Origin of the sequence: Bacteroides sp. ZJ-18 (assembly GCF_011038705.2) — a bacterium.
Lineage (GTDB): Bacteria > Bacteroidota > Bacteroidia > Bacteroidales > Bacteroidaceae > Bacteroides > Bacteroides hominis.
The window spans coordinates 300,524-323,126 of sequence record NZ_CP072198.1 but is presented as its reverse complement, the minus strand read 5'-3'; the positions used below and the strand labels follow the sequence as shown (position 1 = coordinate 323,126).

18 protein-coding genes are annotated in these 22,603 nt (G+C 44.3%); 15 read left to right on the top strand and 3 right to left on the bottom strand.

Going from position 1 to position 22,603, the window contains the following annotated elements; translation table 11 throughout:
- The first annotated feature begins 24 nt into the window (after positions 1-24).
- From era to G7Y45_RS01365, 3 genes are all read left to right on the top strand, one after another.
- Positions 25-906 (top strand): GTPase Era, encoded by an 882-nt coding sequence (era, locus tag G7Y45_RS01375; RefSeq protein ID WP_005782288.1) that lies wholly within the window; start codon positions 25-27, stop codon positions 904-906.
- Between the two features lie 52 nt (positions 907-958).
- Positions 959-2,272, top strand: a complete 1,314-nt coding sequence (der, locus tag G7Y45_RS01370; protein ID WP_005782289.1) for a ribosome biogenesis GTPase Der — start codon at positions 959-961, stop codon at positions 2,270-2,272.
- Positions 2,273-2,448: 176 nt separating this feature from the next.
- Positions 2,449-3,096: a response regulator transcription factor gene (locus tag G7Y45_RS01365; protein ID WP_005782290.1), complete on the top strand. Its 648-nt coding sequence runs from the start codon at positions 2,449-2,451 to the stop codon at positions 3,094-3,096.
- A 232-nt stretch (positions 3,097-3,328) separates the two neighbouring features.
- Here G7Y45_RS01365 and G7Y45_RS01360 read toward each other — a convergent pair whose 3' ends face one another.
- Positions 3,329-4,099: an ABC transporter ATP-binding protein gene (locus G7Y45_RS01360; RefSeq protein WP_005782291.1), complete on the bottom strand. Its 771-nt coding sequence runs from the start codon at positions 4,097-4,099 to the stop codon at positions 3,329-3,331.
- Positions 4,096-4,839, bottom strand: a complete 744-nt coding sequence (locus G7Y45_RS01355; RefSeq protein WP_005782292.1) for an ABC transporter permease — start codon at positions 4,837-4,839, stop codon at positions 4,096-4,098. Before G7Y45_RS01355 ends, G7Y45_RS01360 begins: the two co-directional genes overlap by 4 nt.
- Positions 4,840-4,914: 75 nt before the next feature.
- Between G7Y45_RS01355 and lptB the strand changes: the two genes are divergently transcribed.
- A complete protein-coding gene (gene lptB, locus G7Y45_RS01350; RefSeq protein WP_005782293.1) occupies positions 4,915-5,676 on the top strand; it encodes an LPS export ABC transporter ATP-binding protein in 762 nt (253 codons plus the stop codon).
- A 116-nt stretch (positions 5,677-5,792) separates the two neighbouring features.
- Here lptB and G7Y45_RS01345 read toward each other — a convergent pair whose 3' ends face one another.
- Positions 5,793-6,038, bottom strand: a complete 246-nt coding sequence (locus G7Y45_RS01345; RefSeq protein WP_005811280.1) for an RNA-binding protein — start codon at positions 6,036-6,038, stop codon at positions 5,793-5,795.
- 1,239 nt (positions 6,039-7,277) lie between these two features.
- Between G7Y45_RS01345 and tig the strand changes: the two genes are divergently transcribed.
- The 11 genes from tig to mutL all read left to right on the top strand — a co-directional run bounded on the left by tig (position 7,278) and on the right by mutL (position 22,550).
- On the top strand, positions 7,278-8,633 hold the full coding sequence (gene tig / locus G7Y45_RS01340; protein WP_165016984.1) for a trigger factor: 1,356 nt from the start codon (positions 7,278-7,280) through the stop codon (positions 8,631-8,633).
- A 139-nt stretch (positions 8,634-8,772) separates the two neighbouring features.
- Positions 8,773-9,435 (top strand): ATP-dependent Clp endopeptidase proteolytic subunit ClpP, encoded by a 663-nt coding sequence (gene clpP, locus G7Y45_RS01335; protein WP_005782306.1) that lies wholly within the window; start codon positions 8,773-8,775, stop codon positions 9,433-9,435.
- A 2-nt stretch (positions 9,436-9,437) separates the two neighbouring features.
- Positions 9,438-10,685 (top strand): ATP-dependent Clp protease ATP-binding subunit ClpX, encoded by a 1,248-nt coding sequence (clpX, locus tag G7Y45_RS01330; RefSeq protein ID WP_005782309.1) that lies wholly within the window; start codon positions 9,438-9,440, stop codon positions 10,683-10,685.
- Between the two features lie 171 nt (positions 10,686-10,856).
- Positions 10,857-13,037, top strand: a complete 2,181-nt coding sequence (gene recQ / locus G7Y45_RS01325) for a DNA helicase RecQ (RefSeq protein WP_005811277.1) — start codon at positions 10,857-10,859, stop codon at positions 13,035-13,037.
- Positions 13,038-13,124: 87 nt separating this feature from the next.
- A complete protein-coding gene (gene guaB, locus G7Y45_RS01320; protein ID WP_005811276.1) occupies positions 13,125-14,600 on the top strand; it encodes an IMP dehydrogenase in 1,476 nt (491 codons plus the stop codon).
- Between the two features lie 186 nt (positions 14,601-14,786).
- Positions 14,787-16,340 (top strand): peptidylprolyl isomerase, encoded by a 1,554-nt coding sequence (locus G7Y45_RS01315; protein ID WP_165016986.1) that lies wholly within the window; start codon positions 14,787-14,789, stop codon positions 16,338-16,340.
- Positions 16,341-16,396: 56 nt separating this feature from the next.
- Entirely contained in the window at positions 16,397-17,239 is an 843-nt protein-coding gene (locus G7Y45_RS01310; RefSeq protein WP_005811274.1) for a peptidylprolyl isomerase, read from the top strand.
- Between the two features lie 9 nt (positions 17,240-17,248).
- Positions 17,249-18,619, top strand: coding sequence for a peptidylprolyl isomerase (locus tag G7Y45_RS01305; RefSeq protein WP_005811273.1), 1,371 nt, complete (start codon positions 17,249-17,251; stop codon positions 18,617-18,619).
- A gap of 12 nt (positions 18,620-18,631) precedes the next feature.
- Complete coding sequence (locus G7Y45_RS01300; RefSeq protein ID WP_165016988.1) at positions 18,632-20,335, top strand: OstA-like protein; 1,704 nt, start codon at positions 18,632-18,634, stop codon at positions 20,333-20,335.
- Between the two features lie 2 nt (positions 20,336-20,337).
- Entirely contained in the window at positions 20,338-20,634 is a 297-nt protein-coding gene (locus G7Y45_RS01295) for a hypothetical protein (RefSeq protein WP_005782322.1), read from the top strand.
- A gap of 35 nt (positions 20,635-20,669) precedes the next feature.
- Positions 20,670-22,550: a DNA mismatch repair endonuclease MutL gene (gene mutL / locus G7Y45_RS01290; RefSeq protein ID WP_165016990.1), complete on the top strand. Its 1,881-nt coding sequence runs from the start codon at positions 20,670-20,672 to the stop codon at positions 22,548-22,550.
- The last annotated feature ends 53 nt before the right edge of the window (positions 22,551-22,603 follow it).

Sequence of the window (22,603 nt, the reverse complement as noted above, 5' to 3'; positions counted from 1 at the left end):
GTCTAAATCAATAAATGGAAGGCGATGCATAAAGCTGGTTTTGTGAATATAGTAGGAAATCCCAATGTGGGTAAGTCGACACTGATGAATGTGTTGGTAGGCGAACGTATTTCAATTGCTACGTTTAAGGCGCAGACTACTCGTCACCGGATTATGGGTATCTATAATACGGATGATATGCAGATTGTTTTTTCGGATACTCCGGGGGTGCTGAAACCTAATTATAAGTTGCAGGAATCTATGCTGAACTTTTCGACTTCAGCATTAGCGGATGCAGATGTCTTGCTTTATGTGACAGACGTGATTGAAACTCCTGATAAGAATAATGAATTTATTCAGAAAGTGCGTCAGCAGACTGCTCCGGTTTTGTTGTTGATTAACAAGATTGACTTGACTGACCAGGAAAAGTTGGTGAAGCTGGTGGAAGACTGGAAAGAGTTGCTTCCACAAGCTGAGATTATTCCGATTTCGGCAGCTACAAAGTTCAATGTGGACTATGTGATGAAGCGGATCAAAGAACTTTTGCCTGACTCACCTCCTTATTTTGATAAGGACCAGTGGACTGATAAGCCGGCCCGTTTCTTTGTCAACGAGATTATCCGTGAGAAGATCCTGTTGTACTATGATAAAGAGATTCCATACTCGGTAGAGGTGGTGGTGGAGCAATTCAAAGAAGATGCGAAGAAGATACATATTCATGCCGTGATTTATGTAGAGCGTGATTCTCAGAAAGGCATTATTATAGGAAAACAGGGTAAAGCCCTGAAGAAAGTTGCCACTGAGGCACGGCGGGATCTGGAACGTTTTTTCGGAAAAACTGTTTTTCTGGAAACCTATGTGAAAGTAGACAAAGATTGGCGCAGCTCTGACAAGGAATTGCGGAATTTTGGTTATCAGTTAGATTAAAAAAAGAAAATTCATACGACTGTGATAGTCGCAAAAATAAAGTGTGTAAACTATGGGAAATTTAGTTGCAATCGTAGGACGACCCAATGTGGGCAAGTCTACCTTATTTAATCGTTTGACGAAAACCCGTCAGGCAATTGTGAACGATGAAGCGGGTACTACCCGTGATAGGCAGTATGGTAAATCCGAATGGTTAGGGCGAGAGTTTTCTGTTGTTGATACCGGTGGGTGGGTAGTAAACTCTGACGATATATTCGAAGAGGAAATCCGCAAGCAGGTATTGATGGCAGTGGATGAAGCGGATGTGATTCTGTTTGTGGTGGATGTGACAAATGGAGTGACAGATTTGGATATGCAGGTAGCTGCCATATTACGCCGTGCCAAAAGTCCGGTCATCATGGTGGCCAACAAGACGGATAATCATGAGCTGCGATACAATGCTCCTGAGTTTTATCGGTTGGGATTGGGCGATCCTTATTGTATCTCTGCGATTAGTGGTAGTGGTACAGGAGATCTGATGGACTTGATTGTTAGTAAATTCAAGAAAGAATCCGATGAGATTCTGGATGAAGACATCCCTCGTTTCGCTGTGGTGGGACGTCCTAATGCCGGTAAATCGTCTATTGTGAATGCTTTTATCGGGGAAGAACGCAATATTGTTACGGAAATAGCCGGAACAACCCGCGATTCTATTTACACTCGTTACAATAAGTTTGGCTTCGATTTCTATCTGGTAGATACAGCCGGCATTCGTAAAAAGAATAAGGTAAACGAGGATCTCGAATATTATTCGGTTGTCCGTTCTATTCGTGCCATAGAGGGGGCCGATGTATGTATTCTGATGGTGGATGCGACCCGTGGTATAGAAAGCCAGGATTTGAATATATTCTCGTTGATTCAGAAAAACTCAAAAGGGTTAGTGGTAGTCGTGAATAAGTGGGATCTTGTAGAAAACAAGACTGATAAAGTAATGAAGACTTTTGAAGAAGCCATTCGTTCACGTTTTGCTCCTTTTGTTGATTTCCCTATTGTGTTTGCATCGGCATTGACAAAACAGAGAATTCTCAAGGTGCTTGAAGAGGCACGTAAAGTTTACGAGAACCGTATGATTAAAATTCCGACAGCTCGCCTGAACGAAGAGATGCTTCCGTTGATCGAAGCTTATCCGCCTCCTGCGACTAAGGGAAAATATATCAAGATTAAGTACGTTACTCAGCTGCCTAATACGCAGGTACCCTCGTTTGTCTTCTTTGCTAATCTTCCACAGTACGTGAAAGAGCCTTATAGAAGATTCCTGGAGAACAAGATGCGTGAAAAGTGGGATCTGAGTGGAACGCCTATCAATATTTATATCAGACAGAAGTGATTTTTGTGTCGAATAGTATTGATATATAAATGTAAAAGCCGGATTATCATAATTCCGGCTTTCTTTTTGCCCATCATTTTTGAAATAATTGATTCTTTTTGTTTCTTATATAACTCTTTTTATTTATATTTGTACAGAGCAAAAAGAAACAAACCATAAATACAGACAGAGGCTACATGGAAACGAAGGCAGAAATACTATTGGTTGACGATCATGCACTGATTCTTGAAGGGATGCAACGCATGCTTGAGTTAGTGCCGGGGGTTAAAGTTGCCGATGCGGTGACTTCGGGAACGAGAGCTGCCGAATTGATTGGGGAGAGAGACTACGACATCTATGTTTTGGATGTAAGCCTCCCCGATATATCAGGATTCGATTTGGTTGATATGATTCGTGAGATTAATGAGAGTGCACGTATTATTATTAGTACTATGCATGAAGAAATCTGGATTATCAACCGTTTGATTCGTCAGAAAGTGAATGCTGTGATCCTTAAATCATCCGAAGCTATGGAAATAGGAAATGCCGTGAAGAGCGTGCTTGCAGGTGATTCTTATGCATGTCCGCGGTTTAAGTCCATTCGTCAGAGGTTAAGCCTCAGTCCTGTACAAATTCATCCTAAAGATATACCCACAAAGCGCGAGCTTGATGTACTGAAAGCTGTCGCAAGGGGATGTAATACGCATGAAGTTGCGGCTGAATTGAAGATTTCAGAAAATACTGTCGAAACATTTCGCAAAAGGCTAATACAAAAGTTTTGTGCAAAGAACGCTATCGATATGGTAGTGAAAGCTATGGCAAAAGGATGGATAGAGATTGGATGATTCTATTTATTTCAATTTGTCACGGTTTTCGGTGATGTTTTGCTGCATTTTTTTTGTTATCTTTGATGTGTAATTGGAATTATTCTCTTTTTAAGTTTTATTGAGAACTTTGGGACAGTCAATATGTCGTGATGATATATGTCGATTCTATTAACTGGTTTTTTTATAACAAAAAGTGGGCTCATGAATTGCGATGATTCATGAGCCCTTCTATTTCAATCTGTTGAGAAGATCAGCCTTCGAGGTTTTGTATTTCTACATCCTTTACTTTACGCAGCAGGTCGGAAGCGAAAATGAAATTGTTCAGCTGTTCGTTGGTCGAAGTGAAGATGTCGTCTTTCGTACCTTCCCACTCTTTGGTTCCCTGATAAATATAGATAATCTTTTCGCCAATACCCATTACCGAGTTCATGTCGTGAGTATTGATGATGGTGGTCATGTTGTACTCCCGGGTAATATCGTGAATCAGGTCGTCTATTACCAAAGAGGTTTTCGGGTCGAGTCCTGAGTTCGGTTCATCGCAGAAGAGATACTGCGGGTTCAGCGCAATGGCCCGTGCGATAGCTACACGTTTCTGCATACCGCCACTGATTTCGCCGGGAAATTTATCTTTAGCTTCTGTCAGGTTGACCCGATCGAGGCAGAACATGGCCCGTTTGGTTTGTTCGCGCAATGTATCGGTACCGAACATGTTGAGAGGGAACATTACGTTATCTAAAACGGACATGGAGTCGAACAAAGCCGCGCTTTGGAAAATCATTCCCATTTCGCGTCGCAAATGTTTCTTTTCTTTTTTACCCATTGCCAAAAAGTTGCGTCCGTCATAGAGTACTTCACCCTTTTCCGGTGTCAGCAATCCGACGATGCACTTCATCAATACCGTCTTACCCGAACCGCTCTGACCGATAATCAGGCTGGTTTTTCCGTTTTCGAAAGAGGCATCTATATTATGCAATACCGTTTTACCTTCGAATGATTTATAGAGTCCTTTTACTTCGATCATCCCATTAAAAGTTTAGTTAATACCAGGTCGGCAAACAAAATCAGTACGCTGCTGGAAACCACCGAATCGGTAGATGCCTTTCCCACTTCTATCGAGCCGCCCTCTACGGTATAGCCGAAAAAAGAGGATACACTGGCAATGATAAAGGCAAAAAACAGTGACTTGATGATGCCGCACCACACAAACCATTCTACAAACATATACTGGAGTCCGTATTCAAGGTCGGTGGCCGTCATAATACCGCCGAACCAGCAGGTGGCGAATGCTCCGATGATACCTGCAAAGATGCTGAAGGTCACCAGAATAGGAATCATGGTAACCATTGCCGTGATTTTGGGTAATATCAGATAGTTGGCGGAATTCACTCCCATGATTTCGAGTGCATCAATCTGCTGTGTCACACGCATTGTACCCAGTTCGGAAGCGATGTTCGATCCCACTTTACCGGCCAGGATCAGACACATGATGGAGGAGGAGAACTCAAGCAAAAGAATCTCACGAGTGACGTATCCCACCGTCCAGCGGGGCATCCATGGGCTTTCGATGTTTAGTTTAATCTGGATGGTAATCACCGCGCCGATGAAGAATGAAATCAACAGCACGATGCCGATAGAGTTTACCCCCAGTTGCTCTATCTCTTTGATATATTGCCGGAAGAACATACGCATGCGCTCGGGACGTGAAAAAGTCCGTCCCATAAGCATCATGTATCTGCCGACGGTTCTTAATGCTTTAATCATAACTCGTATATTTGTTTGCAAATGTACGTTTTTTCGGCTTATTTTTGCTACATTTGCCGCAAAATAACAAAGGATATGGAAGAAAGCAAGATGGTGCTTCGTACCGAAGACTTGGTGAAAAAGTACGGTAAGCGTACGGTAGTGAGCCATGTTTCCATCAATGTGAAGCAGGGTGAGATTGTAGGTTTGCTGGGACCGAATGGTGCCGGTAAGACCACTTCGTTCTACATGACCGTAGGATTGATTACCCCGAATGAAGGCCGTATTTTCCTGGACGATCTTGAAATAACGAAATATCCTGTTTATAAACGTGCCCAGACCGGTATCGGATATCTGGCCCAGGAGGCTTCGGTCTTCCGCCAGATGACGGTGGAGGACAACATTGCTTCCGTGCTTGAGATGACTAATAAACCTCTCGATTATCAGAAAGATAAGCTCGAAAGTTTGATTGCCGAGTTTCGTTTGCAGAAAGTGCGGAAGAATAAAGGTACCCAGTTGTCGGGTGGTGAGCGCCGCCGTACGGAGATCGCGCGTTGTCTGGCTATCGACCCCAAATTCATCATGCTCGATGAACCCTTTGCCGGGGTAGACCCGATTGCCGTAGAAGATATCCAGCAGATTGTATGGAAGTTGAAAGATAAAAACATCGGTATCCTGATTACCGACCATAACGTACAGGAAACATTGAGTATTACCGATCGTGCCTATCTGCTGTTCGAAGGAAAAATTCTGTTTCAGGGTACCCCTGAGGAGTTGGCTGAGAATAAGATTGTGCGTGAGAAATATCTGAGTAACAGTTTCGTTTTGCGGCGCAAAGACTTCCAGTTGAAAGATTAGTCTGCTGTTTCCGTTCTCCTGTGTATCGGGGGAGCCGCTTGAACATAGAATACATAAAAAAAACCTTTTACCGGTTCTTCTGGTAAAAGGTTTCTTTTTAATTCTTTCTCCTATCGTTAATCTCTCGGTCTGGCTTCTTTGAGTACCATAGTACGGCCTTCGTATTCCGCTCCGTTTAATTCTGCGATAGCTTTTGTTGCAGCTGCATCGTCATCCATTTCTACGAAACCAAAACCTTTTGATCTGCCTGTTTCGCGATCGATGATTACTTTACAAGAAGTTACTTTTCCGTAGTCTTCCATAACTTGTTGCAGATCTGCTTCCTTAACACGGTAGTTAAGGTTTCCAACATAAATGTTCATAATGAAAATGATAAAAATAAAATAAATGAAATAAAAAACTCTCCGGAAGATGATTTAATAATAAAAAGATTAAAGAAACAGAGAGTTTACAAAAGCGTCTTGTCGACGGGAGTAAAAACCTTGTAATCGAAATCGAGAAACTAATCGATCATCTTTCCGCAACAAAGAAACACATAAAATCCGGAATTGCAATAACTTTTTCTCTTTTTTTGTGTGCGAAACCTATGAAATTTAACGGATTGGAGAGATATTAGGATGAAGTTGGAAAACATAAGTTGTAAAGAAGATACTGACTTCCCGGTGTTACGGTGAAGGTGGCGGAAGTTTGATAGCATTTTGTCAAAATGACAATCGTATCCTCTCATATTTGTTTATTTCGGAGGACCATTCGTCTAGGTCAGAAAAAACGTCTTCCAGCCGGTTTAGCCATTATCTTTTTGTTTACCCGATGGCCGGTTTCGAGACAGACTGAAAGAGAAACATATCCTTTTGATGCATCATGTACTTTTTTATGTCAAATACTTGTTCTTCCGATAGTCCGGCCGCGTCGTTTCGCGGAGAGCAACCAGAGTGAAAAAAGAGTTCGGAAGCTTCTTTTTCCGGAACAATATATGCAATTGGGGAAAACATTTAAAGAAATCCGGAAAAGAAGTAAGCGTTTTCCGGAAATGCTAACGTCTTTCGGGGCAAATGTACCCGTCTTTTCCGCAAAAAGAAGCTTGCTTTTCAGTAAAACACAGGTTTTGTTTCCGGAAGAGGCAGGCTTTGGGAGGCAAAAAGCCACCTTCCGGAGCTCTATCTCCTCCGGATGGAGCGGAGAAACGAAAAGCCGAGTCAGCGGAAAGAAGGATTTTTGATCCTTTTGACAGTATAATCTCCGATTGTTGCTATAATTGATATTTGTGGTAGCACTCCGTAAGCAATGAACCGGTTTCCGACCTCCTTATCCACATCCGGTTGTGTTGAACTTTACTGCTTTGCCGGCCTCTGTTCCGGACTTTTCCGTCCGGGTCTGTCTTTTTGTTTTCTTCTTTTTTGGTTAATAAAAAGTAAAACGGGTTCTTTTGAAAACGGATTAATGTCTTTTCTGCCGTATGTCCGGCTGCTTTCGTCCGAAATGGCGATTCTCTGCAAATGAAATAATTCTGCAATGTTTTTTGAAATTTGAAAGATTAGCACTAATTTTGCACCCTCGTTTGAGTATAGAATAAAGTATAAATCAAATAAATAATTGTCAGAATGAACGTTTCATTACAAAACATTGACAAAGTAAGCGCATTGCTTACCGTGAAGCTTGAAAAAGCTGACTACCAGCCTCAGGTAGACAAATCGTTGAAGAACATCCGTCAGAAAGCTCAGGTTCCGGGATTCCGTCCGGGCATGGTTCCTATGAGCTTGGTGAAGAAGATGTATGGTAAGTCAGTCATTGCCGACGAGGTGAACAAATTGCTTTCTGAGAAAGTATACGAATACATTAAGGAGAATAACGTAAACATCCTTGGCGAACCGATGCCTAACGAAGAAAAGCAGCCGGATATCGATTTCGATACAATGGAAGAATTCGAATTTGTATTCGATATCGCTTTGGCTCCGGAGTTCAAAGCTGAGGTTAGCAGCCAGGACAAGGTAGACTACTATACAATCGAGGTAACTGACGAAATGGTAGAAAACCAGATTAAAGCTTATACTCAACGTAACGGAAAATACGAACAGGTAGAGGCATACGAAGAAAACGATATGCTGAAAGGTCTGTTGGCCGAACTTGATGAAGAAGGCAACACGAAAGAAGGCGGTATTCAGGTAGAAGGTGCTGTAATGATGCCTTCGTACATGAAGAACGACGAGCAGAAGGCTATCTTCGCAAACGCTAAAGTAAACGACGTACTGGTATTCAATCCGGATGCTGCTTACGAAGGCAATGCTGTTGAAATCGCATCACTGCTGAAGATCGACAAAGAAGCTGCTGCCGAAGTAAAATCCAACTTCAGCTTCCAGGTAGAAGAAGTGACCCGTTTCGTAAACGGTGAACTGAATCAGGAGCTCTTCGATCAGGTATTCGGCAAAGACGCAGTGAAGACAGAAGAAGAATTCCGTGCTAAAGTAAAAGAAAGCATCGCAGCCCAGTTCGTTGCCGATAGCGATTATAAATTCCTGATCGATGTCCGCAAGGTATTGGCAGACAAAGTAGGTAAGCTGGAATTCCCGGATGCACTGCTGAAACGCATTATGTTGATGAACAACAAAGACAAAGGCGAAGAATTCGTAAACGAAAACTACGATAAGAGCATCGAAGAACTGACATGGCACCTGATTAAGGAACAGTTGGTGAAAGAAAATGATATCAAGGTAGAGCAGGACGACGTGATCAACATGGCGAAAGAAGCTACAAAAGCTCAGTTTGCTCAATACGGTATGCTGACTATACCCGATGATATCCTCGAAAACTACGCAAAAGAGATGCTGAAAAAGAAAGAAAGCATCGACGGTTTGGTGAACCGCGTAGTAGAAACCAAATTGGCCGCTGCACTGAAAGGCAAGGTTACATTGGAGAACAAAACCGTTTCAATGGAAGAATTCAATAAGATGTTTGAATAAGCTCTTCTTTTGAACAGGACATAAAGTCACAGAAACACAGAGTTTTTATAGAATTATAACTCTGTGTTTTTTTGTGTCTCTGTGTTCTTTTTTGTTTCTTTGCAGTTACATTATTAATAATAGAAAGGAACGTAAAACAATGGATGATTTTAGAAAATACGCAACCAAGCATTTAGGTATGAATGCAATGGTGCTGGACGATGTGATTAAATCGCAAGCCGGGTATTTGAATCCCTATATTCTGGAAGAAAGACAACTTAACGTCACTCAGCTCGACGTGTTCTCACGTCTGATGATGGACCGCATTATCTTCCTCGGTACACAGATTGATGACTATACGGCCAATACGCTGCAAGCACAGTTGCTGTATCTTGATTCGGTAGATCCGGGTAAAGATATCTCAATCTATATCAACTCTCCGGGCGGATCGGTTTATGCCGGGCTGGGTATTTATGATACGATGCAGTTCATCTCGAGTGATGTGGCTACAATCTGTACCGGTATGGCAGCTTCTATGGCTTCTGTACTGTTGGTGGCCGGTGCCAAAGGCAAACGTTCGGCGCTGCCTCACTCACGTGTGATGATTCATCAGCCGATGGGTGGCGCGCAGGGACAAGCCTCGGATATTGAAATCACTGCCCGCGAAATACAAAAATTAAAGAAAGAACTTTATACCATTATTGCCGATCATTCGGGTACTTCTTTTGACAAGGTATGGGCCGATTCGGACCGTGATTACTGGATGACCGCCCAGGAAGCAAAAGAATATGGTATGATTGACGAAGTGTTGATTAAGAAATAAACATGGCTGAATCAAAGAATAATAAAAAAAGGTGTAGCTTTTGCGGCCGTTCGGAGAATGAAGTCGGATTCCTGATTACAGGGATGAACGGCTACATTTGCGACAGCTGTGCGACCCAGGCTTATGAGATTACTCAGGAAGCCATGGGAGCCGGCAAACAGAGCGCGGGAGCTACCCGACTCAATTTAAAGGAACTACCCAAACCGGTAGAAATAAAGAATTTCCTCGACCAGTACGTGATTGGCCAGGACGATGCCAAACGTTTTCTTGCCGTATCGGTATATAACCACTACAAACGTCTGTTGCAGAAAGACAGCGGTGATGATGTGGAGATTGAAAAGTCGAACATCATTATGGTGGGCAGCACCGGAACCGGTAAAACCCTTTTGGCGCGTACCATAGCCAAACTGTTGCATGTACCCTTTACGATAGTGGATGCGACCGTGCTGACCGAAGCCGGTTATGTAGGCGAAGATATCGAGAGTATCCTCACCCGTCTGCTTCAGGTAGCCGATTACAATGTGCCCGAGGCAGAACAAGGCATTGTCTTCATCGACGAGATAGACAAGATTGCCCGTAAGGGAGACAACCCCTCCATCACGCGTGATGTCAGCGGTGAAGGCGTACAGCAGGGATTGCTTAAACTGCTCGAAGGCTCTGTGGTCAACGTCCCGCCTCAGGGAGGACGTAAGCATCCCGACCAGAAGATGATTCCCGTAAACACGAAAAACATCCTTTTCATCTGTGGAGGAGCGTTTGATGGCATCGAGAAAAAGATTGCCCAGCGTCTCAACACCCATGTCGTAGGATACAATGCTTCCCGTAAGACGGCTACTATCGACAAAAACAACATGATGCAATACATCGCACCGCAGGATTTGAAGTCATTCGGACTGATTCCGGAGATTATCGGCCGTTTGCCGGTGCTGACCTATCTGAACCCGCTCGACCGGAATGCACTTCGTGCCATTCTGACCGAACCCAAGAATTCCATTATCAAACAATACATCAAGTTGTTCGAAATGGATGGTGTGCAGTTGACCTTCCAGCCCGAAGTCTTCGAATATATCGTCGACAAGGCAGTGGAGTATAAACTGGGTGCCCGCGGATTGCGCTCTATCGTGGAGACAATTATGATGGATGTCATGTTCGAGATTCCTTCTGAAAACCAGAAAGAATATGAAGTGACACTGGATTATGCGAAGCATCAGCTCGAAAAAGCAAATCTTGCGAGATTGCAAACTGCTTAAAATCAAAAGGTAAGGGCAATAATGGAGGTGAGTTCCGTTTTTTCTTGAAAAATATTAGTCTGATTATGCTTGATATTTAAGAAGTTGTTTATAACTTTGTTAGAGCGCTTTCCAAGCAAAGCGAGTGTTTTTAAGTTAAACCATGAACTGAATAAAACAACCTATATTAAGATGGCAGGGAAGATTAATTTGACAGACCAACTGAAAAAGTATTTCGGATTTGATAATTTCAAGGGGAACCAGGAGCCGATCATCCAGAATTTGCTTGATGGTAATGATACCTTTGTGCTGATGCCTACCGGCGGTGGAAAATCTCTGTGCTATCAGTTGCCTTCTTTATTAATGGAAGGTACGGCCATTGTGATTTCTCCGCTGATCGCGCTGATGAAGAATCAGGTAGATGCGATGCGCAACTTCAGTGAAGAAGACGGTGTGGCTCATTTCATTAATTCTTCTTTGAACAAGGGTGCGATTGATCAGGTGAGGTCTGACATTCTTGCCGGAAAAACAAAACTGTTATACGTTGCTCCCGAGTCGTTGACGAAAGAAGAGAATGTGGAGTTTCTGCGTTCAGTAAAGATTTCATTCTATGCTGTCGACGAAGCACATTGTATTTCCGAATGGGGACACGACTTCCGCCCGGAATATCGCAGGATACGTCCGATTATTAATGAAATAGGAAAAGCACCTCTTATTGCGCTGACCGCAACGGCCACGCCGAAGGTGCAGCACGATATTCAGAAGAACTTGGGAATGGTGGATGCACACGTCTTCAAGTCTTCGTTCAACCGTCCGAATCTGTATTACGAGGTACGTCCTAAAACTCAGAATGTAGATAAGGACATCATAAAGTTCATCAAGAACAATCCGGAAAAATCGGGCATCATTTATTGCCTGAGCCGGAAGAAGGTAGAAGAGCTTGCTGAGATACTTCAAGCCAACGGGATCAATGCCCGTGCATATCATGCAGGTATGGATTCGGCAACGCGAACGCAGAATCAGGACAATTTCCTGATGGAAAAGATCGACGTAATTGTAGCTACTATCGCATTTGGAATGGGAATTGATAAGCCCGATGTGCGATACGTCATCCACTATGATATACCAAAGAGCCTGGAGGGGTATTACCAGGAAACAGGCCGCGCCGGAAGAGACGGCGGAGAAGGCCAGTGCATTACCTTTTATACAAACAAAGACTTGCAGAAACTCGAGAAGTTCATGCAAGGCAAACCTGTGGCAGAACAAGAAATTGGCAAGCAGCTTCTGTTGGAAACTGCTGCGTATGCTGAATCTTCCGTTTGCCGCCGTAAGACATTACTACATTATTTCGGCGAAGAGTACACGGAAGAAAATTGTGGAAATTGTGACAACTGTTTAAACCCTAAAAAACAAGTGGAGGCTCAAGAATTATTGTGTGCTGTGATCGAAACAATCATAGCGGTAAAAGAAAATTTTAAGGCAGATTATATTATTGATGTCCTGCAGGGACGCGAAACGTCTGAAGTTCAGGCACACTTACATGAAGATCTGGAAGTGTTCGGATCAGGAATGGGAGAAGAAGACAAAACCTGGAATGCCGTGATTCGTCAGGCGTTGATAGCCGGTTATCTGAGTAAGGATGTAGAAAACTACGGTTTGCTGAAAGTGACCGATGCAGGAAAGAAATTCCTTAAACATCCCAAGTCATTCAAGATTACCGAGGACAATGACTTTGAAGAAGTGGAAGAAGAAACACCGGCAAGAGGTGGAGGTTCGTGCGCAGTCGATCCGGTTCTTTATTCTATGCTGAAAGATCTCCGGAAAAAGTTATCGAAGAAACTGGAAGTGCCTCCTTACGTGATTTTCCAGGATCCCTCTCTTGAAGCGATGGCTACTATCTATCCTGTGACGCTCGAAGAACTTCAGAATATCCCGGGCGTAGGTGCCGGAAAAGCCAAACGTTACGGCGAAGAATTCTGCAAGCTGATTAAGAGACATTGCGAAGAGAATGAGATTGAACGTCCGGAGGACTTACGGGTACGCACTGTCGCCAACAAGTCGAAGATGAAAGTGGCCATTATTCAAGCCATCGACCGTAAAGTGGCTCTGGATGATATCGCGCTTTCCAAGGGCATTGAGTTCAGCGAATTGCTGGATGAAGTGGAAGCGATCGTTTATTCGGGTACTAAGTTGAATATCGACTACTTCCTGGATGAGATCATGGACGAAGATCACATGCTCGACATCTACGATTACTTCAAAGAGTCGACAACAGATAAGATTGACGACGCTCTTGATGAACTCGGGGACGAATTTACCGAAGAAGAAGTCCGTCTGGTTCGTATCAAGTTTATCTCCGAAATGGCTAATTAAAAAAGCGAAAAAAAACTTGCGTGCACTTATGCAGTCTTGAATAAAAACTGTATATTTGCACGCAATAATTTTTAAACGCATAGCCCTATGTCATTTATTGCCGATAAGATTGTAATGGATGGATTAACTTATGACGACGTATTGTTGATCCCCGCTTATTCTGAAGTTTTACCACGCACTGTCGATCTCTCGACAAAGTTTTCAAAAAACATTGAGTTAAAGATTCCGTTTGTAACTGCCGCCATGGACACGGTTACCGAAGCCAAGATGGCCATTGCCATTGCGCGCGAGGGGGGAATTGGCGTGATCCATAAGAATATGTCCATTAAGGAACAGGCTAAGCAGGTGGCTACTGTGAAGCGTGCTGAAAACGGTATGATTTACGATCCTGTGACTATTAAGCAAGGGTCTACCGTACGTGATGCTCTCGCCCTGATGTCCGAATACAAAATCGGCGGCATTCCGGTAGTGGATGACAATAGATATTTGGTTGGTATTGTAACGAATCGTGACCTTCGTTTCGAACGTAACATGGATAAACGTATCGACGAGGTGATGACAAAAGAAAATCTGGTTACCACCAATCAGTCTACCGATCTGGAAGCAGCTGCGCAAATTCTGCAACACCATAAGATTGAGAAGCTGCCGGTAGTCGATAAAGAAGGAAAACTGATCGGGCTGGTTACTTACAAAGATATTACAAAAGCCAAAGATAAACCTATGGCTTGCAAAGATTCGAAAGGCCGTCTGCGTGTAGCTGCCGGTGTAGGTGTGACTGCCGACACTTTCGACCGTATGCAGGCGTTGGTGGATGCCGGTGCGGATGCCATTGTGATCGATACGGCTCACGGACACTCAAAGGGGGTGATCGACACCTTGCGCGAAGCGAAAAAACGTTATCCCAATATTGATATTGTGGTTGGTAACATTGCTACGGGCGATGCAGCCAAGGCCTTGGTGGAAGCCGGGGCTGACGGTGTAAAAGTAGGTATCGGTCCGGGTTCCATTTGTACGACACGTGTGGTTGCCGGTGTAGGCGTACCGCAACTTTCGGCTGTTTATGATGTAGCCAAAGCCTTGAAAGGTACAGGTATCCCTTTGATTGCCGATGGCGGACTCCGCTATTCGGGTGATGTGGTGAAAGCTCTGGCTGCCGGAGGATACTGTGTGATGATCGGTTCATTGGTTGCCGGTACAGAAGAAAGTCCGGGCGAGACGATTATCTTCAATGGACGTAAGTTTAAGTCATACCGTGGTATGGGTTCTCTTGAAGCGATGGAAAATGGTTCGAAAGACCGCTATTTCCAAAGTGGCGAGATGGATGTGAAGAAGTTGGTTCCGGAAGGCATTGCTGCCCGTGTGCCTTATAAAGGAACTTTATATGAAGTGATTTATCAGCTGACCGGTGGTTTGCGTGCCGGTATGGGATATTGCGGTGCTCCTGATATCGAGAAACTGCATGATGCCAAGTTTACTCGCATCACCAATGCCGGAGTAATGGAAAGCCATCCGCACGATGTGACGATTACAAGCGAATCGCCTAATTACAGTCGTCCGGAATAACAGCCTGTTTATCGGGCGTTTGGCCGTTGCCGTCTGGTTGCTGTTCTACCACAGATTACACGGATTAACACAGAACTTTTAATCTTCAATATCAATGAGATAAATTATCAATCTGTGTTAATCCGTGTCCTTTGTAGTGAACTCGATTTATTTTATTCCGATATGAATATCTCAACGTAGAATGGTATGAAGAAGATTCTGGTTGGTGCACTGACCTGTTTGTTTGGGTTTATTGCCGGCTATGCCCGGCAAGATCCTGTGTTGATGCGGATCAATGGACAAGACATTTCCCGCTCGGAGTTTGAGTCTTTCTATCATCGGAATAAGCCTTCGGGAGTATCCGGGAAAGAAGCCTTGAAGGTTTGTGTTGATCTCTTTGTCGATAAGAAGTTGAAACTGCACGCGGCACAGAGAGCCGGGTTGGATACTCTCTCTGCCTTTCGTGCGGAGATGGACAACTACCATCGTTCATTATCTAAATCCTATCTTACAGATTCGTCTGCAGAGGAAGCCTGTGCCAGAAAGCTTTACGATCAGATGAAGAGCCGCTCCATAGCCGGCGAGGTCCGGGTTATGCATATTTTCCGTTATCTTCCTCAGACGGTCCTGCCCCATCATTTGCGGGAGGCACAGGCTTTAATGGACTCTCTTTACAATGTATTGAAGACAAATCCCGATACCGATTTCAAGACTCTGGTAGACCAATATTCTGATGATAAGGCAGAATCCTGGATCAGTTGGTTGCAGACACCACAGGAATTTGAGGAGGTCGCTTTCTCTTTGAAGGATGGCGAATATTCCCAGCCGTTTTTTACTCCTAAAGGACTTCATATCGTTAAAGTGACGGGCAGACGCGAACTCCCTCCATTTGAACAGATACGGGACAGGCTAATCCGTAAACTGTCCCATCGTCCGGGTGCGGATAAAGGGACCGAAATCCGGGTAAACAAACTGAAGGAGAGCTATCGGTATACTCCGGACAAAGCGGCGATGGAAGAGTTGCTTTCTCAAGGCAAGACCTCCCGTACTCTTTTTACGCTGGACGGTAAAAACTTTACAGGGAAGGACTTTGAGCGGTTTGCCGCTGCCCATCCTATGGGGACAAAGAGGCAGTTGGATGCTTTTGTGGTAAAATCAATTCTCGATTATGAGAACAGTCGCCTTGAGCAGAAACATCCTGAGTTCCGCAGGACACTGCAAGAACATCGTGATCATTTGCTGTTGGCCGCTATTACCCGCCGGGAAACCCATCAGGTCAGCCTGGCAGATTCTGTTGCACTGAAGAACTTCTTCAAGGAGCACCGGACCGATTACAACTGGGATTCACCCCGCTACAGAGGTGCGGTGTTGCACGGAACCCATAAGAAAACGCTGAAGAGCGCCCGTAAATTTCTGAAAAAACTTCCGGAAGAAGAGTGGAAAGATGCCATTCGCCTGACATTTAATACCTCTGTTTCACCGGCTGTCATCCGAATAGAACAAGGGACCTTTGCCGAAGGTGACAATGTTTTTGTCGATAAGTTAGTGTTTAAAAAAGGAGACTTCGAACCATTAAAGTCCTATCCTTTTACCGTTGTTTTGGGTGAGAAAAAGAAAGGTCCGGAGTCCTACAAAGAGATTGTTTCCCGTTTGATCGAAGATTATCAGAATCATCTGGATGCACTTTGGGCAGAGCGTCTCAGGGCTTCCGCTAAGGTTGAAATTAACCAAGAGGTTTTAAAAACGGTTAATAATCACTGAAGCAACGAATTATTGTATTATCTTCGTACCTTAAATTAAGTATAATTCAGTTGACAATGCGAAAAACGGGCCTTCTGCTAATCTCTCTCCTTTTCTGTGTGTCGTGTACTGACAAGCATGATCACAAAGGACAGACTCCTTTGGTAGAGGTCGATGGAAACTTTTTGTACAAAGAGGACCTTCAGGCCGTGTTCCCCGCCGGTTTGTCGAAAGATGACAGTCTTCTTTTCGCCGAGCACTACATTCGTAGCTGGGTTGAAGATGTTTTGTTGTTTAACCAGGCGCAAAGCAATATTCCCGACAACGGCGAAATCGATAAGTTGGTCGCAAATTACCGGAAAGCATTGATCATGCATACTTATCAACAAGAACTAATCAGCCAGAAATTGTCGGGCGAGATCCCCGAACAGGAAATAGCAGACTATTACGAAAAGAACAAAGAACTGTTTAAACTGGACCGTCCGTTGATGAAAGGTCTGTTTATCAAGGTTCCCCTTACCGCTCCCCAACTGGGAAATGTCCGTAAGTGGTATAAGACGGAGACTCAGGATGCCGTTGAGCATTTGGAGAAGTATAGTTTGCAGAATGCTGTGAAGTATGAGTATTTTTATGATAAATGGGTGCGGGTAGCCGATGTACTTGATATGATCCCGTTGAAAGCGGAATCCCCGGAAGCCTATATGGATAAGAACCGTCATATCGAACTGAAAGATACGGCATTCTACTATTTTCTGAATATCAGCGATTTTCGTGTGGCAGGCGAACAGGAACCTTACGAGTTTGCCCAACCGAAAGTTAAAGATATGCTTGTCAATATCAAGCGGGTTGATTTTATGAAACAAGTAAAGGACGACTTGTACGAACGTGCAGTAAAAAGAAAGAAGATTATAAATTATTAAATACACAGAATGAAGAAGTTTGTGAACTTTAAATTTGTTGTTATGTTTGCCCTGGCACTGGTTGCTAACGTGGCATCCTATGCGCAGGACAATGTGATTGACGAAGTGGTTTGGGTCGTTGGTGACGAAGCCATCCTGAAGTCCGATGTGGAAGAAGCACGACTGGCCGCTTTGTATGAGGGGCGTAAGTTTGATGGTGATCCTTATTGTGTGATTCCCGAAGAGTTGGCGGTACAGAAACTTTATATGCACCAGGCTGTGCTCGATAGTATCGAAGTTCCTGAATCAGAAGTGATACAGCGTGTCGATTATCAGATCAATAACTATATTCAGGCTTTGGGTAGCAGAGAAAGGATGGAAGCTGAGTTTAACAAGACTTCTACGCAGATCCGCGAAGCCATGCGCGAGAATGCCCGTGACGGATTGATTGTACAGAGAATGCAGCAGAAGCTGGTAGGTGATATCAAAGTGACTCCGGCCGAAGTGCGCCGCTACTTTAAGGATCTTCCTCAGGACAGTATCCCTTATGTCCCTACTCAGGTAGAGGTGCAGATCATCACACAGCAACCTAAAGTGCCCATCTCTGAAATAGAGGATGTGAAAAGACGCTTGCGTGAATATACCGACCGTATCAATAAGGGCGAAAGTGATTTTTCTACGCTTGCCCTGTTGTATTCCGAGGACCGCGGTTCTGCCATCAAAGGTGGTGAAACCGGTTTTATGGGTAAAGGCCAGATGGTGCCCGAATACGCTAATGTCGCTTTCAACTTGCAGGACACCAAGAAGATATCTAAGATCGTAGAGTCCGAGTATGGTTTCCATATCATCCAGTTGATCGAGAAACGTGGCGACCGTATCAATACCCGTCATATCCTGTTGAAGCCCAAAGTATCGGATAAGGAGTTGAATGAAGCCAATGCACGTCTTGACTCCATTGCCAACGATATTCGTAGCGATAAGTTTACATTCGATCAGGCAGCCGCTGCTTTGTCTCAGGATAAAGACACACGCAACAATCACGGTCTGATGCAGAATCCGATGAATCAGACTGCTAAATTCGAGATGCAGGATTTGCCGCAGGAGATAGCTAAAGTGGTAGATAAGATGAATATCGGTGAGATCTCCAAAGCCTTCACTATGGTCAACCCCAAAGATGGTAAGGAAGTTTGTGCTATTGTTAAGCTGAAGGCACGCATCAATGGACACAAGGCCACTATCACCGATGACTACCAGAACCTGAAAGAAATTGTGCTCGACAAACGTCGTGAAGAGGCGTTGCAAAAATGGATTGTTGAAAAACAAAAACATACGTATGTGCGTATTAATCCGGCATGGCAGCGTTGTGACTTTAAATATCCGGGCTGGATTAAAAAAGACTGATCCTGATTTGATATGTTTAGATTAAACAAAGAACATAAATTCCACGGCAGGCATAGATTTCTCTTAGCGGGTATTCTATGCCTGCTTGCCGTATGTTTTCTGGTGGCCCAGGACAAGAAACCGCAGCACGACAGGAAGCCACAACAGGAGAAGAAGGCTGAACCGGAAAAGCCAACGGGAAATAAAAAGACCCGTGTCGATTTGCTCCATGCCGATCAGGGACAAGCTGATAAACTGGCCCGCCCTGATGTACAGGTGTTGATTGGCTCGGTCAAGTTGCGTCACGACAGCATGTACATGTATTGTGACAGTGCCTTGATTTACGAAAAAACGAATTCATTCGAAGCATTCAGCAATGTGCGTATGGAGCAGGGAGATACTCTTTTCATCTATGGTGACTATTTGTTTTATGACGGCATGACTCAGATAGCGCAACTGCGTGAGAATGTGAAAATGATCAACCGGAATACTACCTTGTTGACAGACAGCCTGAATTATGACCGTTTGTACAATTTGGGTTACTATTTTGATGGGGGTACGTTGATGGATGAAGAAAATGTGTTGACTTCCGACTGGGGTGAGTACAGTCCTGCCACTAAACTTTCTGTTTTCAACCATGATGTCAAGCTCGTGAATCCCCGTTTCGTGCTTACTTCCGACACCCTGAAGTATAGTACGAATACTAAGATTGCCACCATTCTGGGACCCTCCAATATTGTCAGCGATCAGAACCATATCTATTCCGAGCGGGGCATTTACAATACCGTTTCCGGACAAGCCGAACTGCTCGACCGTTCGGTTTTGACCAATGAAGGTAAGAAGTTGACCGGTGACAGCCTTTTCTATGACCGTAAAGCGGGTTATGGTGAGGCGTTCGATAATGTCCAGATGAACGACACTGTCAATAAGAACATGCTTACCGGTGATTATTGTTATTATGACGAGTTGAAGCAGAATGCTCTTGCCACCAAGCGAGCTGTTGCCGTGGATTATTCACGGGGTGACAGCCTCTTTATGCATGCCGATACGTTACTGATGAATAGCTATAATCTCGACACCGACTCCCTTTTCCGTGAGATGCGCGCTTTTCATAAGGTACGTATGTACAGCGCTGATCTGCAAGGCGTTTGCGATTCTTTGGTCTTTAATACGAAAGACTCTTGCCTTACCATGTATCGCGATCCTATTATTTGGAACGAAGGGCAACAACTGCTGGGAGAAGAGGTTAAGGTATATATGAACGACAGTACGATTGATTGGGCTCATATCATCAATCAGGCGCTCACGGTGGAACAGAAAGACTCCATTCATTTTAATCAGATCTCAGGAAAAGAGATCAAAGCCTACTTTGCCGAGGGTGAGGCACGCAAAATAGATGTGATAGGGAATGTACTATTAATTTATTATCCCGAGGAAAAGGACAGTACGATGATTGGTATGAATACCTCTGAAACAAGTTTGCTTAATTTGTTTCTTAGAGATAGAAAAATGAAAAAAATGGTTATGAGTCCTCAGTCTAATTGCGTGCTTTATCCAATGGATCAGATTCCGCCCGACAAAATGAAATTGCCCACTTTCAGTTGGTTTGATTATGTCCGTCCCTTGAATAAGGAAGACATTTTCAACTGGAGAGGGAAAAAGGCAGGTGAGGCTTTACGTAAAACAGAGCGCAAGGTCATCAGTGGTCCTAAACGTGAAATAATTAATATGAAATAGCTATGGGAATGTTCAATGTACGAAAGCCGCGTGGATTCAATCATCAATATATCTATGTGGACGAGCGGAAAGAAAAATTGACGAAAATGGAAGAAGATGCCAAGCGTGATTTGGGAATGTTACCCGAAAAAGAATTTTCTCCGGAAGATATTCGCGGAAAGTTCATCGAAGGCACCACACATCTGAAGCGTCGTAAGGAGAGTGGGCGTAAGCCTGCTCATTTGGGTGTCATTCTGGCTATCATTGCCTTGCTTATTTTTCTATGGCATTATTTGCAGACCGGTAGCTGGTCTTTTTAAGTCCTATAAATTAATCAGTCAAAGCTAAATCTATTATGAGCGATATCATTCATTTATTACCCGATTCGGTTGCCAACCAGATAGCTGCCGGAGAGGTGATACAACGTCCGGCATCTGTCATCAAAGAGTTAGTCGAGAACGCCATCGATGCTGAGGCACAAAATATTCATGTATTGGTTACCGATGCAGGCAAGACCTGTATACAGGTGATTGATGACGGTAAGGGAATGTCCGAAACCGATGCACGCCTCTCTTTCGAGCGGCATGCCACCTCAAAGATCCGCGAGGCATCCGATCTGTTTGCTCTTCGCACGATGGGCTTTCGTGGTGAAGCGCTGGCTTCCATTGCCGCCGTTGCTCAGGTAGAGCTGAAGACTCGTCCCGAATCCGAAGAGTTAGGGACCAGGATTATCATTGCGGGCTCCAAAGTGGAGAGTCAGGAAGCAGTGTCTTGTCCCAAAGGAAGCAACTTTTCCATTAAGAACCTTTTTTTCAATATTCCTGCCCGGCGTAAGTTCCTGAAGGCCAACTCTACCGAGTTGAGTAATATTCTGGCCGAATTTGAACGTATTGCCCTGGTGCATCCTGAGGTTGCTTTCTCACTGTATAGCAATGACTCCGAACTGTTCAATCTTCCCGCCTGCCATTTGCGGCAACGTATTCTTTCTATTTTTGGTAAGAAGCTCAATCAGCAATTGCTCAGTGTGGAAGTGAACACTACGATGGTGAAGGTTTCAGGTTATGTGGCCAAGCCCGAAACAGCCCGTAAGAAAGGTGCCCATCAGTATTTCTTTGTGAATGGCCGTTACATGCGTCATCCTTACTTCCATAAAGCGGTGATGGATGCTTACGAACAGTTGATTCCCGCAGGCGAACAGATTTCTTATTTCATCTATTTTGAAGTCGATCCTGCCAACATCGATGTCAATATCCATCCTACCAAAACAGAGATCAAATTTGAGAACGAACAGGCTATCTGGCAGATTCTTTCTGCCTCGGTAAAAGAGTCATTGGGCAAGTTCAATGCCGTCCCTTCTATCGATTTCGATACGGAAGACATGCCCGATATCCCTGCATTTGAACAGAACTTGCCTCCTGAGCCTCCTAAGGTGCATTTCAACTCCGATTTCAATCCATTCAAACCTTCGGTGCCCTCTTCCGGCGGTGGCAATTACTCCCGTCCGAAAGTGGACTGGGAAGATTTGTACGGTGGTCTTGAGAAAGCCAGTAAGATGAATCAGCCTTTCGCCGAACCCGATCCCGAACCGGAAGAATTTGCGGTAATTGAAGAGGAAAGTATTGTTACAGCCGCTCCTGCAACTCTTTATGCCGGTGAGTCGGCCATAATGGAGAAGGGGACCCAGCACTTGCAGTTCAAGGGACGTTTCATTCTTACTTCTGTAAAGTCCGGATTGATGCTGATCGATCAGCACCGGGCCCATGTTCGGGTGCTCTTTGACCGGTATCGTGCCCAGATTCAGCAGAAACAAGGTTTCTCACAAGGCGTTCTCTTCCCCGAAATCCTGCAATTTCCGGCTTCTGAGGCAGCCGTATTGCAAGACATTATGGACGATTTATCTGCGGTAGGTTTCGATCTCAGCGATCTTGGTGGAGGCAGTTATGCCATTAACGGAGTACCTTCAGGCATCGACGGACTGAATCCGGTCGATTTGGTGCGCAGCATGTTGCATACCGCTATGGAGAAAGGCAACGATGTCAAAGAAGAAATTCAGGATATCCTTGCGTTGACCCTTGCCCGCGCGGCTGCCATTGTCTATGGGCAGGTGCTGAGTAATGAAGAGATGGTCAGTTTGGTCGATAATCTGTTTGCCTGTCCTTCGCCTAACTATACGCCGGATGGTCGTGTGGTATTGACTACCATAAAAGAAGAAGAGATCGATAAACTTTTCCGGTGATCATCATTCTTCTGTACTTATCAGAGTAAGTATTACGTCAGTTCCATTCTATC

Excerpts from the sequence above, each read along its gene's own strand:
- der (WP_005782289.1), top strand. The coding sequence starts at position 959 with ATGGGAAATTTAGTTGCAATCGTAGGACGACCCAATGTGGGCAAGTCT.
- G7Y45_RS01300 (WP_165016988.1), top strand. The coding sequence starts at position 18,632 with ATGTTTAGATTAAACAAAGAACATAAATTCCACGGCAGGCATAGATTT.
- G7Y45_RS01345 (WP_005811280.1), bottom strand. The coding sequence starts at position 6,038 with ATGAACATTTATGTTGGAAACCTTAACTACCGTGTTAAGGAAGCAGAT.
- lptB (WP_005782293.1), top strand. The coding sequence starts at position 4,915 with ATGGAAGAAAGCAAGATGGTGCTTCGTACCGAAGACTTGGTGAAAAAG.
- G7Y45_RS01310 (WP_005811274.1), top strand. The coding sequence starts at position 16,397 with ATGCGAAAAACGGGCCTTCTGCTAATCTCTCTCCTTTTCTGTGTGTCG.
- G7Y45_RS01360 (WP_005782291.1), bottom strand. The coding sequence starts at position 4,099 with ATGATCGAAGTAAAAGGACTCTATAAATCATTCGAAGGTAAAACGGTA.
- G7Y45_RS01295 (WP_005782322.1), top strand. The coding sequence starts at position 20,338 with ATGGGAATGTTCAATGTACGAAAGCCGCGTGGATTCAATCATCAATAT.
- G7Y45_RS01365 (WP_005782290.1), top strand. The coding sequence starts at position 2,449 with ATGGAAACGAAGGCAGAAATACTATTGGTTGACGATCATGCACTGATT.
- clpP (WP_005782306.1), top strand. The coding sequence starts at position 8,773 with ATGGATGATTTTAGAAAATACGCAACCAAGCATTTAGGTATGAATGCA.
- tig (WP_165016984.1), top strand. The coding sequence starts at position 7,278 with ATGAACGTTTCATTACAAAACATTGACAAAGTAAGCGCATTGCTTACC.
- clpX (WP_005782309.1), top strand. The coding sequence starts at position 9,438 with ATGGCTGAATCAAAGAATAATAAAAAAAGGTGTAGCTTTTGCGGCCGT.
- era (WP_005782288.1), top strand. The coding sequence starts at position 25 with ATGCATAAAGCTGGTTTTGTGAATATAGTAGGAAATCCCAATGTGGGT.
- G7Y45_RS01305 (WP_005811273.1), top strand. The coding sequence starts at position 17,249 with ATGAAGAAGTTTGTGAACTTTAAATTTGTTGTTATGTTTGCCCTGGCA.
- G7Y45_RS01355 (WP_005782292.1), bottom strand. The coding sequence starts at position 4,839 with ATGATTAAAGCATTAAGAACCGTCGGCAGATACATGATGCTTATGGGA.
- recQ (WP_005811277.1), top strand. The coding sequence starts at position 10,857 with ATGGCAGGGAAGATTAATTTGACAGACCAACTGAAAAAGTATTTCGGA.
- G7Y45_RS01315 (WP_165016986.1), top strand. The coding sequence starts at position 14,787 with ATGAAGAAGATTCTGGTTGGTGCACTGACCTGTTTGTTTGGGTTTATT.
- guaB (WP_005811276.1), top strand. The coding sequence starts at position 13,125 with ATGTCATTTATTGCCGATAAGATTGTAATGGATGGATTAACTTATGAC.
- mutL (WP_165016990.1), top strand. The coding sequence starts at position 20,670 with ATGAGCGATATCATTCATTTATTACCCGATTCGGTTGCCAACCAGATA.